The 11,917-nt window shown below is 64.0% G+C and carries 13 protein-coding genes; 9 read left to right on the top strand and 4 right to left on the bottom strand.

Going from position 1 to position 11,917, the window contains the following annotated elements:
* The 3 genes from obgE to rplU all read right to left on the bottom strand — a co-directional run.
* Positions 1–749: GTPase ObgE (gene obgE, locus RMO81_RS10575; protein ID WP_310475820.1), on the bottom strand; the 749-nt coding region annotated here is incomplete at its 3' end.
* Positions 750–818: 69 nt separating this feature from the next.
* Positions 819–1,109 (bottom strand): 50S ribosomal protein L27, encoded by a 291-nt coding sequence (rpmA, locus tag RMO81_RS10570; RefSeq protein ID WP_310475819.1) that lies wholly within the window; start codon positions 1,107–1,109, stop codon positions 819–821.
* 23 nt (positions 1,110–1,132) lie between these two features.
* Positions 1,133–1,420: a 50S ribosomal protein L21 gene (gene rplU / locus RMO81_RS10565; RefSeq protein WP_310475818.1), complete on the bottom strand. Its 288-nt coding sequence runs from the start codon at positions 1,418–1,420 to the stop codon at positions 1,133–1,135.
* A 215-nt stretch (positions 1,421–1,635) separates the two neighbouring features.
* Between rplU and RMO81_RS10560 the strand changes: the two genes are divergently transcribed.
* A complete protein-coding gene (locus tag RMO81_RS10560) occupies positions 1,636–1,962 on the top strand; it encodes a hypothetical protein (RefSeq protein WP_310475817.1) in 327 nt (108 codons plus the stop codon).
* Between the two features lie 70 nt (positions 1,963–2,032).
* Here the strand turns inward: RMO81_RS10560 and RMO81_RS10555 are convergent, their stop codons facing one another.
* Positions 2,033–2,617, bottom strand: coding sequence for a urate hydroxylase PuuD (locus RMO81_RS10555; protein WP_409049608.1), 585 nt, complete (start codon positions 2,615–2,617; stop codon positions 2,033–2,035).
* A 294-nt stretch (positions 2,618–2,911) separates the two neighbouring features.
* Here RMO81_RS10555 and RMO81_RS10550 point away from each other — a divergent pair, with 294 nt between their 5' ends.
* From RMO81_RS10550 to pnp, 8 genes are all read left to right on the top strand, one after another.
* Positions 2,912–3,496: a ribosome maturation factor gene (locus RMO81_RS10550; protein WP_310475816.1), complete on the top strand. Its 585-nt coding sequence runs from the start codon at positions 2,912–2,914 to the stop codon at positions 3,494–3,496.
* Position 3,497: 1 nt separating this feature from the next.
* Positions 3,498–5,060, top strand: a complete 1,563-nt coding sequence (nusA, locus tag RMO81_RS10545; protein ID WP_310475815.1) for a transcription termination factor NusA — start codon at positions 3,498–3,500, stop codon at positions 5,058–5,060.
* A complete protein-coding gene (locus tag RMO81_RS10540) occupies positions 5,047–5,793 on the top strand; it encodes a DUF448 domain-containing protein (RefSeq protein WP_310475814.1) in 747 nt (248 codons plus the stop codon). The genes nusA and RMO81_RS10540 overlap by 14 nt, the downstream gene beginning before the upstream one ends.
* A gap of 10 nt (positions 5,794–5,803) precedes the next feature.
* Entirely contained in the window at positions 5,804–8,602 is a 2,799-nt protein-coding gene (gene infB, locus RMO81_RS10535) for a translation initiation factor IF-2 (RefSeq protein ID WP_310475813.1), read from the top strand.
* Positions 8,603–8,701: 99 nt separating this feature from the next.
* Positions 8,702–9,160 carry a 30S ribosome-binding factor RbfA gene (gene rbfA, locus RMO81_RS10530; protein ID WP_310475811.1) on the top strand — a complete coding sequence of 153 codons (459 nt, stop codon included), beginning with the start codon at positions 8,702–8,704 and terminating at the stop codon, positions 9,158–9,160.
* Positions 9,144–10,055: a tRNA pseudouridine(55) synthase TruB gene (truB, locus tag RMO81_RS10525; RefSeq protein ID WP_310475810.1), complete on the top strand. Its 912-nt coding sequence runs from the start codon at positions 9,144–9,146 to the stop codon at positions 10,053–10,055. The genes rbfA and truB overlap by 17 nt, the downstream gene beginning before the upstream one ends.
* Positions 10,056–10,067: 12 nt before the next feature.
* Positions 10,068–10,337, top strand: a complete 270-nt coding sequence (gene rpsO / locus RMO81_RS10520; protein WP_022679253.1) for a 30S ribosomal protein S15 — start codon at positions 10,068–10,070, stop codon at positions 10,335–10,337.
* Between the two features lie 205 nt (positions 10,338–10,542).
* A partial coding sequence (gene pnp / locus RMO81_RS10515) for a polyribonucleotide nucleotidyltransferase (RefSeq protein ID WP_310475809.1) occupies positions 10,543–11,917 on the top strand: 1,375 nt, incomplete at its 3' end.

Here is an 11,917-nt window from a genome sequence, read left to right as displayed (position 1 = left end):
GGCAGGCTGGCATCGACCAGATGCAGCAGCACGCGGCAGCGTTCGATATGGCCAAGGAAGCGGTCACCGATGCCCACCCCTTCGGCAGCACCGGCAATGAGGCCAGGGATATCGGCCATCACCAGTTCCTGGCCCTTGTGCGCGACCACGCCGAGCTGCGGCTTCAGCGTGGTGAAGGCATAGTTGCCAACCTTGGCCTTGGTGTTGGAAATGGCGTTGATCAGGCTGGATTTGCCGGCATTGGGCTGGCCCACCAGGCCAACATCGGCCAGCAGCTTCAGCCGCAGCCAGATCCACATTTCCTTGCCCGGAAAACCGGCCTGGAACTGGCGCGGGGCGCGGTTGGTGCTGGTCTTGTAATGGTCGTTGCCCTTGCCGCCGTCGCCGCCCTTCATCAGGATGGCACGCTGGCCCACGCGGGTCATATCGACGATCAGCGTGCGTTCGTCATCATCGGCCAAAATCTGCGTGCCCACCGGCACCTTGACCAACATATCATCGCCGCCCGGGCCGGTGCGGTTGCGGCCCATGCCGTGGGCGCCGCGCTTGGCCTTGAAATGCTGGGTGTAGCGAAAGTCGATCAGCGTGTTGAGGCCGTCGACGCATTCGAAGATGATGTCGCCGCCCTTGCCGCCATCGCCGCCATCAGGGCCGCCATATTCCACGAACTTCTCGCGCCGGAACGACACGGCGCCATCGCCGCCGGTACCGGAGGCAACGAAAATCTTGGCCTGATCGAGAAAGTGCATGGTTAGGGTCCAAACAAAAAGGGAGCCGGTCGCCCAGCTCCCCTTTTTTCAAGCGGAAAAGAGCCGGGCTTATTCAGCCGCGAGCGGTTCCGCCCCAGAGTTTTCCGACACGGCGTTCACGGACACGTACTTGCGGCCGAGCTTGCCGGTGTGGAATTCCACGGTGCCGGTTTCGAGCGCATACAAGGTGTGATCCTTGCCGATGCCGACATTGCGGCCGGCATGCGTGGGGGTGCCACGCTGGCGGATGATGATGGTGCCGGCATTGACGGCCTGGCCGCCAAAACGCTTCACGCCAAGGCGCTTGCTTTCCGAATCGCGGCCGTTCCGGGACGAGCCGCCTGCTTTCTTGTGAGCCATGGTGGGCTGCTCCTGTTAAGCGGTCAGGCGACCGACGTGATCTTGATGACCGTCAGCTGCTGACGGTGGCCATTGCGGCGGCGATAATTGTGGCGGCGCTTCTTCTTGAAGATGATGATCTTGTCACTCTTGGTCTGAGCGACGATTTCAGCCTGCACGGCACCACCCATGGTGAGCGCGGCGCCTTCGCCGGTCATCAGGGTTTCAAGGGCGACGGCGGTGCCGGCTTCCCCTTCGATCTTTTCGACGATGATCTTGTCACCATCGGCGACCCGGTATTGCTTACCGCCGGTGCGCACCACTGCGAACATGGTTGGAGCCTTGATACTAAAAGGTTGAAGTTAGAAGTTTCAAACAGAGCGCGGCGCCAGAATCAGGTGATTCCGGCCCCGAACGAAGGCGCGGCACTAAAGGATGGCCCAAATCTTGTCAACGCCGCTCATGCGGATGCGGAAACAAGGCGGGCACCCCTTTTGCCGTGCCGCGTGTTGGTGCACAAGGGCAGGCAGTGAACCGCCGCCGCCTCATGCTTGTTGTTGCTGCCTTCGTGGCGGGCGGGATCGCCATGCTCAGCCTGTATGATCCGGCCATTGATGCACAGGCAGCAGCCGCCATGGCCGACCGGCTGGCCCAGCAATATCACCGCCAGTCAGGCAATCCCCGCGCGGCCTTTGCGGCCCGGGAAGGCCGGCAATGGGCCGATGGCTGGGAATTTCGCTGGCGCTATCGCTCCTGCCCGGATTTCGCCTCGCTGCGCGTATGGATCAGCCGCAATGGCCGCAAGGCCAGCTATGCCGAATTCCCCGATTGCGCGCCGGTGACCGGCCTGCAGGCCGAACCGCGCAAGACATGAAAAAGGCCGGCCCGCTTGGCGGACCGGCCGTTTCCTGATTTCAGCACCGATGCCGGATCAGGCGCCCCGATCAGGCACCAAGCCCGTTGCCCTGCACAATCATGCAATAGAGCATCGGGAATGACAGCACGAAGTTGGTGCGGCTGAAGATCATCGCGGTCTTGCCGGCCTTTGCCTTGGCATCGGCATCGCCATCAACAATGCCCAGCGCGATCTTCTGGTTCGGCCAGATCAGGAACCACACGTTGAAGGCCATGATCAGGCCCAGCCACATGCCGATACCAATCACGCGGAAACCTTCCTGCAGCATCAGCGCCGGGCCGAGATAACCGGCATGCCCGGCAATCGCGAGGCCCAGGATGACCGTCAACAGCGCGGCGTGGCGGAAGTACAGCAGCGCCTTGGGAGCGATATATTTGGTCACGCCCGGCTTCAGTTCGGCCGGCACGCTCGGCATGGTCGGGATCTGCACGAAGTTGAAATAATACAGCAGGCCGATCCACAGCACGCCGGCCCAGGAGTGGGCGGTACGCAGCGTGCCCATCACCACAGCCATGGTATCGGCGCCTGCCGACAGATTATAGCCGATCATGCCGGCCAGCAGCACCAGGCCCAGAAACAGCGCCTGCGTGAGATTGCCAAGAATATTTGCCATGGTGCGATGCCCCGAATGATTGCAGTTGGCCTTCCTATAGGCGACCGCTACGCTCTTGTTAACCCCGATGCGACTCCCCCCGATGCGACTCCCGCCGATGCGACTCCCCTCGATGCAACGCCACTTGCTGCCTGCCGGCAACTGGCGTATAGCGCCGCTCATACCTGCATGGTTGATCGATTGCAGGCTGCGCGGCCCCGCTGCGCAGCGCCAAAGCTGCTTGACCATGTTGACCCAGTCTTTTCGTTGACGCCGTCTTTTCGTTGACCCTGTCCTTTCCGGAGTTGCCTCGTCTTGGCCCAGACCGACCTCGATGCCCGCCTGACGGCCATCATTGCCCCTGTTGTGGCGGCGATGGGGCTTGATCTGGTGCGCGTCCTGCTGTCGGGCCAGCCGGGCAGCCTTACCCTGCAGGTGATGGCCGAAGACCCGGCCACCGGCCAGTTGACCATCGATCAGTGCGCCAAACTTTCCCGTGCGCTCGATGTGCCGCTTGAAGACGCGGATCCGATTGCCAGCGAATATCATCTGGAAGTTTCTTCCCCCGGCATCGACCGGCCACTCACCCGCCCGGGCGACTGGGCGCGCTGGGTGGGTCACGAAGCCAAGATGGCGCTGGAGCCCAAGGTTGATGACCGCGCTCGCGCTGTCGGCACCGTAACCGGCCTTGATGGCGATGATGTGCTGCTCACCACCAAGGTTGGCTTGGCCCTGCGGTTGCCGCTGGCCAATATCAAGCAGGCCAAGCTGGTGCTGACCGACCGCCTGATTGCCGAATCGAAACCGCTGGATCCCACCGGCGCCGACGAGATCATCGAAAGCAGTGCCCCTGCTGACAATGACAATGATACCCCCGACACCGAATTTTCGGAGGACTGAGATGGCTACCGCGACTGCTCTCACTGCCAACCGCGCCGAACTGCTGGCCATTGCCGACGCCGTTGCCCGCGAGAAATCGATTGATCGCGAAATCGTGATCGAAGCGATGGAAGACGCCATTCAGCGCGCCGCCCGCGCCCGCTATGGCGCCGAAAACGACATCCGCGCCAAGATCGATCCCAAATCCGGTGAAACCCGCCTGTGGCGCGTGCTCGAAGTGGTCGAGGAACCGGAAGATTTCTTCAAGCAGATCAACCTGAAGGACGCGCTTAAGAAGGACAAGGCCGCCGAACTGGGCAGCTTTGTCGTCGATCCGCTGCCGCCGGTCGAATTCGGCCGCATCGCAGCACAGGGCGCCAAGCAGGTGATCGTGCAGAAGGTGCGCGATGCCGAACGTGACCGCCAATACGAGGAATTCAAGGACCGCCAGGGCGAGATCATCACCGGCGTTGTCAAGCGTGCCGAGTTCGGCCACGTTGTCGTCGATCTGGGCAAAGCCGAAGGCGTTATCCGCCGCGATCAACAGATCCCGCGCGAAGTGCTGAAGCCCGGCGACCGCGTGCGCAGCCTGATCTTCTCGGTCCGCCGCGAACCGCGCGGCCCGCAGATTTTCCTGTCCCGCGCCCACGGCGATTTCATGAAAAAGCTGTTCGCGCAGGAAGTGCCGGAAATCTATGACGGCATCATCGAGATCATGGCCGTCGCCCGCGATCCGGGCAGCCGCGCCAAGATCGGCGTGATCAGCCGCGACGGCTCGATCGATCCGGTCGGCGCCTGCGTCGGCATGAAGGGCAGCCGCGTGCAGGCCGTCGTGCAGGAACTGCAGGGCGAAAAGATCGACATCATCCCCTGGTCGCCCGACACCGCGACCTTTGTGGTCAACGCGCTGCAGCCGGCCGAAGTCACCAAGGTTGTGCTGGATGAAGAAGAAGGCCGCATCGACGTGGTGGTGCCCGACGATCAGCTTTCGCTCGCCATCGGCCGCCGCGGCCAGAATGTGCGTCTGGCCAGTGCGCTGACCGGCAAGCAGATCGACATCATGACCGAAGCCGACGAAAGCGAGCGCCGGCAGAAGGAATTCGTCGAGAAATCCGAACTGTTCCAGACCGAACTGGATGTCGATGAAACGCTGGCCCAGCTGCTGGTCGCCGAAGGTTTCTCCGAACTGGAAGAAGTCGCCTATGTCGATCTGTCTGAAGTCGCCAGCATCGAAGGCTTTGACGAGGATCTGGCCACCGAACTGCAAAACCGCGCTGTCGAGGCGCTGGAACGCCGCGAAGCCACGGCCCGCGAAGAACGGCGCGGCCTGGGCGTGTCCGACGATCTGGCCGCCATCGAGGGCCTGACCGAGGCCATGCTGGTGGTGCTGGGCAAGAAGGGCATCAAGACGCTGGATGATCTGGGCGATCTGGCCACCGATGAACTGGTTGGCCGCACCGGCATTCTGAAAGACAGCGGACTGGCCGAAGATGATGGCAACCGCATCATCATGGCCGCCCGCGCGCACTGGTTTGCCGATGAGACTGCCGCTGGGGAGGACGCCTCAGCGGATGGAAACCAATGATCGCCTGAATCCGGCATCTCCGGACACGCCTAAGGGCCGCGGCAAGGATAGCTCCGAACGCCGCTGTATCCTGACGGGCGAACCTGCTCCGCGTACTGGCCTTATCCGGCTGGCACTGGGGCCGGAGGGCCAGGTTGCGGCCGATTGGTCGGAACGGCTGCCCGGCCGTGGCGCCTGGATCACGGCCGATCGCACCTTGTTCGATACGGTGGCCGCAAAGGGCCGGCTGCGCGGCGCGCTGGCGCGGGCCTTCAAGGGCAATGGTTTTTCCCTGCCGGATGATCTGGGCGACCGGATTGCGGCCGGTCTGCAGCAACGGTTGCTGGCCCGGTTGGGGCTGGAAAAACGCTCGGGCACGCTCATATTGGGTGGTGACCGGGTGCGTGAGGCCTTGGCCAAGGGCAAGGTGTTTGCCGTGCTTCACGCCGCCGACGCCCGGCCTGATGGCAGCGACCGCATCGATGGCATGGCCCGTGCTGTTGGCGAGAGCCTGGGCGAAGACATACCGCACCGCCGGGTGCCGATCGCGCGCGATGCGCTGTCGGCAGCCCTGGGACGCGAAAATGTAGTGCATATGGCGCTGGTGGATGAAGGCGCTGCCACCCGCGTGTTGGCTGATCTTGATCGGCTGGCGGGATTTTGTGGCGACAAACCAGCAGATGACGTGAAATCGGCAGAAGATTGGGCGGCAGGTGCAACAGAGGTTGCCCTTCCGCTGCGCGAAAGGCATTAGGCGGCGGATTATGAGTGACGACAACAAACCCAAGCTTGGCACGCGTGCCCCCCTCGGTCTGAACAAGGCCGTCGCGGTCGGGCAGGTCAAGCAGACCTTCAGCCACGGCCGTTCCAAACAGGTCGTGGTAGAGGTGAAGCGCGCCCGCGTGCTGCACCGTCCGGGCGAAGCTGCGCTGGAACCGACTCCTGCGCCGACTCCGGCTCCCGCTCCTGCCGCCGCTGCGCCAGCCCCGGCGCCGCGTCCGGCTGCCCCTGCCCCAACACCCGCAGCACCGGCCGCCGTCGCGCCTGCTGCTCCGGCTGAATCAGCACCGGCTTCCCCGGCGCCGCGTCCACAGATGCCGCCGCCGGTGATGTTCCGCCCGGTGGAACGCGCGCTGCCGCCCAGGCCGGAAGCCAAGACGCCGGAACCGGCCCCCAGTTCGCCCGCAACCACTGCGTCCGCAGCCGCTGCTCCCGAAACCAAGGCCGTTGCGACGCCAGTTCCGGAGGCCAAGGCCGCCAGCCGTCCGGCAGTGGCGCCCGCGCGTCCCGCCACGGGCGCCGCCCGCCCCGGCCAACCGGCCCGTCCGGCCCCGAGCCAGGCAGCGCCGCAGCGCCCGCGCATGACGCCGGCCGAAATGGCCACGCTGTATGCGCGCCAGGCTGAAGAAGATCGCCAGCGCCTGCTGGAACAAGCCCGCATCCGCGAAGATCAGGAACGCGCCGTCCGCGAAGAGGAAGAGCGCCGCCGGATCGAGGAAAAGCGCCACCGCGAGGAAGAGCTTGCCACGCGGCCCGATCCGCAGCCGGATGCCGAAACCGGCCTTGTCATCCCCACCGACGTCGGCGACGACGACGATGACAGCATGCGCGTGCGCCTCATTCCGGGCCGCAAACCGGAAGCCGCCAAGCCGTCGCGCCCGAAACTGGGCGATGATCGCCGCAAGGCCGGCAAGCTCACCGTTACCCGCGCGCTGGATGACGAAGGCAACACCCGCGTGCGCAGCCTGGCAGCGCTGCGCCGCGCCCGGGAAAAGGAACGCGGCCGCCTTGGCAGCCAGGCCAAGCAAGTCCGTGATGTGACCGTGCCCGACATGATCACCGTGCAGGAATTGGCCAACCGCATGGCCGAACGCACCGGCAACGTTGTGCGCCTGCTCGCCCGTCTGGGCGTGCCGTCGGCGGCGGTTGACGAAATCGATCAGGACACCGCCGAACTGGTGCTGACCGAATTCGGCCACAACATCGTGCGCGTGTCGGAAAGCGACGTTGAAAAGGGCATGGTTGGCGAGGTCGATATCGACGGCGACATGCAGGCGCGTCCGCCGGTCGTCACCATCATGGGCCATGTCGATCACGGCAAGACCAGCCTGCTGGATTCCTTGCGCGGCACCAACGTCGTGAAGGGCGAAGCCGGCGGCATCACCCAGCATATCGGCGCCTATCAGGTGACCACCGCCGACAAGAGCAAGATCACCTTCCTCGACACCCCGGGCCACGAGGCGTTCACCTCGATGCGCGCGCGCGGTGCCAGCATCACCGATATCGTGGTGCTGGTGGTGGCGTGGGACGATGGCATCATGCCGCAGACCATCGAAGCCATTCAGCACACCAAGGCGGCCGGCGTGCCGATGATCGTGGCCATCAACAAGATGGACAAGCCCGGCGCCGACGCTGCCCGCATCCGCACCGCCCTGCTGCAGCAGGATGTGCAGGTGGAAGAAATGGGCGGCGATGTGATGGACGTGGAAATTTCCGCCATCAAGAAGACCGGCCTGGATGATCTGCTCGAAAAGATCCTGCTGCTCGCCGAAGTCAGCGAACTGAAGGCCAACCCGGAACGTCCGGCCGAAGGCACCGTGATCGAAGCCAAGCTCGACAAGGGCAAGGGCCCGCTCGCCACTGTGCTGGTGCGGCGCGGCACCCTGAAGCGCGGCGACATATTCGTGATGGGCCAGGAATGGGGCCGCGTGCGCGCCATGGTCGATGACAAGGGCGAAACGGTGAAGGAAGCCGGCCCGTCGTCGGCTGTCGAAGTCCTGGGTTTGGGCGGCGTGCCGCAGGCCGGCGATGTCGTGACCGTGGTGGAAAACGAAGCCCGTGCCCGCGAAGTTGCCGACTATCGCGCTGGCCTCGCCACCGCCAAGCGCACGGCTGGCAACGGCCCGGCCAATCTGGAAGACATGTTCTCGGTGCTGCGCGCCAAGAAGGTCCAGGAATTCCCGCTGGTCATCAAAGCTGATACCCAAGGTTCGGCCGAAGCCATTGCGGGTGCCGTGTCCAAGGTGGGCAACGATCTGATCCGCGCCAAGGTGCTGCTCGCCAGCACCGGCGGCATCACCGAAAGCGATGTGACGCTGGCCAAGGCCAGTGGCGCTCCGGTGATCGGTTTCAACGTCCGTGCCAATGCCAAGGCCCGCGAAATCGCCCAGCGCGATGGCGTGGCGCTGAAATATTACGACGTGATCTATGATCTGATCGACGACGTGAAGGCCGGCATGGCGGGCCAGCTCGGCCCCGAAGCGTTCGAAACCGTGGTGGGCCGTGCCCAGGTGCTGGATGTCTTCCAGGCCGGCAAGATCGGCAAGGCCGCTGGTCTGCGGGTCACCGAAGGCTATATCAAGAAGGCGCTCAGGGCGCGCGTCATGCGCGACGATGTCATCATCTACACCGGCTCCATCGCCTCGCTGCGCCGCTTCAAGGAAGACGTGTCCGAGGTCAAGGTTGGCCTGGAATGCGGTATCACCCTGGCGGATTCGTCGGACGTGAAGGCCGGCGACATCGTCGAAACCTACGAAGTGGAAATGAAGGAACGCAATCTTTAACGGTTGCGCCCTTGGGGGCAGGCCCGCCCTGCCCCCACCACTGCCTGCCCCCACCACTGCCGCCCCTGATGGGGCCCCTTGATCGGGAGGAGTATCGACATGGTCCGTTCCACCCCTGATGCCCAGGGCCGCCCGATCCGCCTGCAGCGCATCGGCGAACAGGTGCGCCACGCGCTCGCCGAGGTCATTGCGCGCGGTGATCTGCGCGACGAGATCATCAGCCGCACCATCATTTCGGTATCCGAAGTGCGCGTGACGCCCGATCTGCGCCACGCCATCGCCTTCGTGAAAGCCTCCAACGGCGACGATGAAGCCGTGATCAAGGCACTCGGCCAGCATCGCGGCTGGCTGCGCGGCGAAGTCGCCAAGCGGCTGGCCACCAAATACACGCCCGATCTGACCTTCCGCCGCGACGACAGCTATGACGCCGGCGCCCGCATCGACGAAGTGCTGCGCCGCCCGGAAATCGCCCGTGATCTGCCGCCGGTCGAAATATCCGCTCCCCGGCCGTGGAAGAACCTGGCCGATGCCCCGGATGATGATGACGGCGAAGACTGAGCCGGCCGCAATCAACGGCTGGATCGTCCTCGACAAACCGCTGGTGCTGTCCAGCGCGCAGGGTGTGGCGGCGGTGAAGCGCATCTTGCGCACCAACGGCCTGCCCGTACCGCGCATCGGCCATGGCGGCACGCTCGATCCGCTCGCCACCGGTGTATTGCCGATTGCGCTTGGGGAGGCCACCAAGCTCGCCGGCCGCATGCTCGATGCCAGCAAGGGCTATGATTTCACCGTGCAGTTCGGCACGCAGACCAGCACGCTCGATGCCGAAGGCGACGTGGTGGCGACCAGCGACGTGCGCCCCGATGCCGCCGCCATCGCCGCCATCTTGGCCGCCTTCACCGGCCCCATCGAACAAGTGCCGCCAGCCTATTCGGCGCTGAAGGTAGACGGCAAGCGCGCCTATGCACTGGCCCGCGCCGGCGAAATCGTGGTGCTGGCAACGCGGCACATCACCGTTCACAGCCTTGAACTGGTGGCCACCACGGCGGACAGCGCAAGTTTTTCCTGCCTGGTGTCCAAAGGCACCTATATCCGCAGCCTCGCGCGCGATATCGCAACAGCGCTTGGCAGCGTCGGCCACGTGACGATGCTGCGCCGCACCCGCTCCGGCCCGTTCACCCTTGCCGAGGCGATATCACTGGACAAACTGGCCGAACTGGTGCAGGGCCGCGCACTTGAACAGGCATGTCTGCCACTGATGGCAGGGCTGGACGACATCCCGGCTCTCGCTCTCACGCCCGACGAGGCGGCGGCGCTCCAACAAGGGCGCAGGCTTTTCGGGCACCCAGCCAGCAACGGCACCCATCTCGCGGTCCACGGTTCTGTTCCCGTGGCGCTGGTCGAGGCCCAATCGGGCGAGGTGCGGGTGCTGCGCGGGTTCAACCTTATCTGAAGGAGTAACACGATGTCGGTGACCGCCGAAAAGAAAGCCGAAATCATCAGCAGCAATGCTCGCGCCGCCAACGACACCGGTTCGCCGGAAGTTCAGGTGGCGATCTTGACCGAACGCATCACCAATCTGACCGAGCATTTCAAGACCCACGCGAAGGATAATCACTCGCGCCGTGGCCTGCTCGTTCTGGTGAACACGCGCCGTTCGCTGCTGGATTATCTCAAGAAGAAGGATGCAGCGCGCTATACTGCGCTGATCACCAAGCTGGGCCTGCGCAAGTAAGGTTCAGCCCCCCGGACGGCCCCGAAATCGGGGCCGTTCTTGTATCTGACGTGATTTCCGAGTCGTGAAATGTACCATTTCACTTGAAATCACTTATATCCGGCCCACAGCGAATGAGCGTTATGGGAACCGGCGCCGCCACAAGGGGCGGCAACCAAAGCTGTGGCGACTGGCAATAGGGCCTGTTCGTCAGGGAAAGAAGATCATGTTCACCATCCACAAAGAAGAAATCAACTGGGGCGGCCGCACGCTGACCCTGGAAACCGGTCGCATTGCCCGTCAGGCCGATGCTGCTGTGCTCGCCACCCTGGGCGAAACCGTCGTGCTGTGCGCCGTCACCGCCGCCAAGAGTGTGAAGGAGGGCCAGGATTTCTTCCCGCTCACCGTCCACTATCAGGAAAAATATTCCGCTGCTGGCCGCATTCCCGGCGGCTTCTTCAAGCGCGAACGCGGCGCCACCGAGCATGAAACGCTCACCAGCCGCCTGATCGATCGTCCGATCCGTCCGCTGTTCCCGGAAGGTTTCTACAACGAAATCAACGTGATTGCCCATGTGCTGAGCTATGATGGCGAAGCCGAAGGCGATATCCTAGCGCTGATCGCGGCCTCTGCTGCGCTCACCCTGTCGGGCGTGCCGTTCATGGGCCCGATTGCCGGTGCCCGCGTTGGCTACATCGACGGCGAATATGTGCTGAACCCGACCAAGACCCAGGTCAAGGAAGGCAGCCTCGATCTCGTCGTCGCCGGCACGCATGATGCGGTGATGATGGTCGAATCCGAAGCCAAGGAGCTTTCGGAAAAGGAAATGCTCGACGGCGTGATGTTCGCTCATCGCAACATCCAGCCGGTGATCGATGCCATCATCCGTCTCGCTGAAAAGGCCGCCAAGGATCCTTGGGACATGGCCATCACCGACGACAAGGCGATGCTGACCAAGCTGAAGAAGGAAATCGGCAAGGACATCGACGCCGCCTATCGCCTGTCCGGCAAGTCGGAGCGCCAATCTGCGCTGGCCGCCGCCAAGAGCAAGGCCAAGGCCGTGTTTGCCGATGGCACCCCGCAGGAGCAGATGAAGGCCGGCAAGCTGTTCAAGAAGCTTGAAGGCGACATCGTGCGTGGCGCCATCCTGAAGGAAGGCCGCCGCATCGACGGTCGCGACACCAAGACGGTGCGCCCGATCGAAGCGATGGTCGGCTTCCTGCCGCGCACCCATGGTTCGGCGCTGTTCACCCGCGGCGAAACCCAGTCCATCGTCACCACCACGCTCGGCACCGCCGATGCGGAACAGATGATCGATGGTCTGGATGGCCTGCGCTACGAACGCTTCATGCTGCACTACAACTTCCCCCCCTATTCGGTGGGTGAAGTCGGCCGCTTTGGCGCGCCGGGTCGTCGCGAAATCGGTCATGGCAAGCTGGCATGGCGCGCCCTGCACCCGCTGCTGCCGACCAAGGAAGAGTTCCCGTATACGATCCGCGTGCTGTCCGACATCACCGAGTCCAACGGCTCGTCGTCGATGGCCACGGTCTGCGGTGGTTCGCTGGCTCTGATGGATGCCGGTGTGCCCCTGAAGCGCCCGT

This window comes from Sandarakinorhabdus sp. (genome assembly GCF_031422795.1).
Classification (GTDB): domain Bacteria; phylum Pseudomonadota; class Alphaproteobacteria; order Sphingomonadales; family Sphingomonadaceae; genus Sandarakinorhabdus.
This window is presented reverse-complemented; position numbering and strand designations above follow the sequence as displayed.

Bases quoted from the DNA above. Each gene is read 5' to 3' on its own strand.
- infB (WP_310475813.1), top strand. From the start codon at position 5,804: ATGAGTGACGACAACAAACCCAAGCTTGGCACGCGTGCCCCCCTCGGT.
- RMO81_RS10555 (WP_409049608.1), bottom strand. From the start codon at position 2,617: ATGGCAAATATTCTTGGCAATCTCACGCAGGCGCTGTTTCTGGGCCTG.
- truB (WP_310475810.1), top strand. From the start codon at position 9,144: ATGACGGCGAAGACTGAGCCGGCCGCAATCAACGGCTGGATCGTCCTC.
- rpmA (WP_310475819.1), bottom strand. From the start codon at position 1,109: ATGGCTCACAAGAAAGCAGGCGGCTCGTCCCGGAACGGCCGCGATTCG.
- rplU (WP_310475818.1), bottom strand. From the start codon at position 1,420: ATGTTCGCAGTGGTGCGCACCGGCGGTAAGCAATACCGGGTCGCCGAT.
- rbfA (WP_310475811.1), top strand. From the start codon at position 8,702: ATGGTCCGTTCCACCCCTGATGCCCAGGGCCGCCCGATCCGCCTGCAG.
- RMO81_RS10540 (WP_310475814.1), top strand. From the start codon at position 5,047: ATGGAAACCAATGATCGCCTGAATCCGGCATCTCCGGACACGCCTAAG.
- rpsO (WP_022679253.1), top strand. From the start codon at position 10,068: ATGTCGGTGACCGCCGAAAAGAAAGCCGAAATCATCAGCAGCAATGCT.
- nusA (WP_310475815.1), top strand. From the start codon at position 3,498: ATGGCTACCGCGACTGCTCTCACTGCCAACCGCGCCGAACTGCTGGCC.
- RMO81_RS10560 (WP_310475817.1), top strand. From the start codon at position 1,636: ATGCTTGTTGTTGCTGCCTTCGTGGCGGGCGGGATCGCCATGCTCAGC.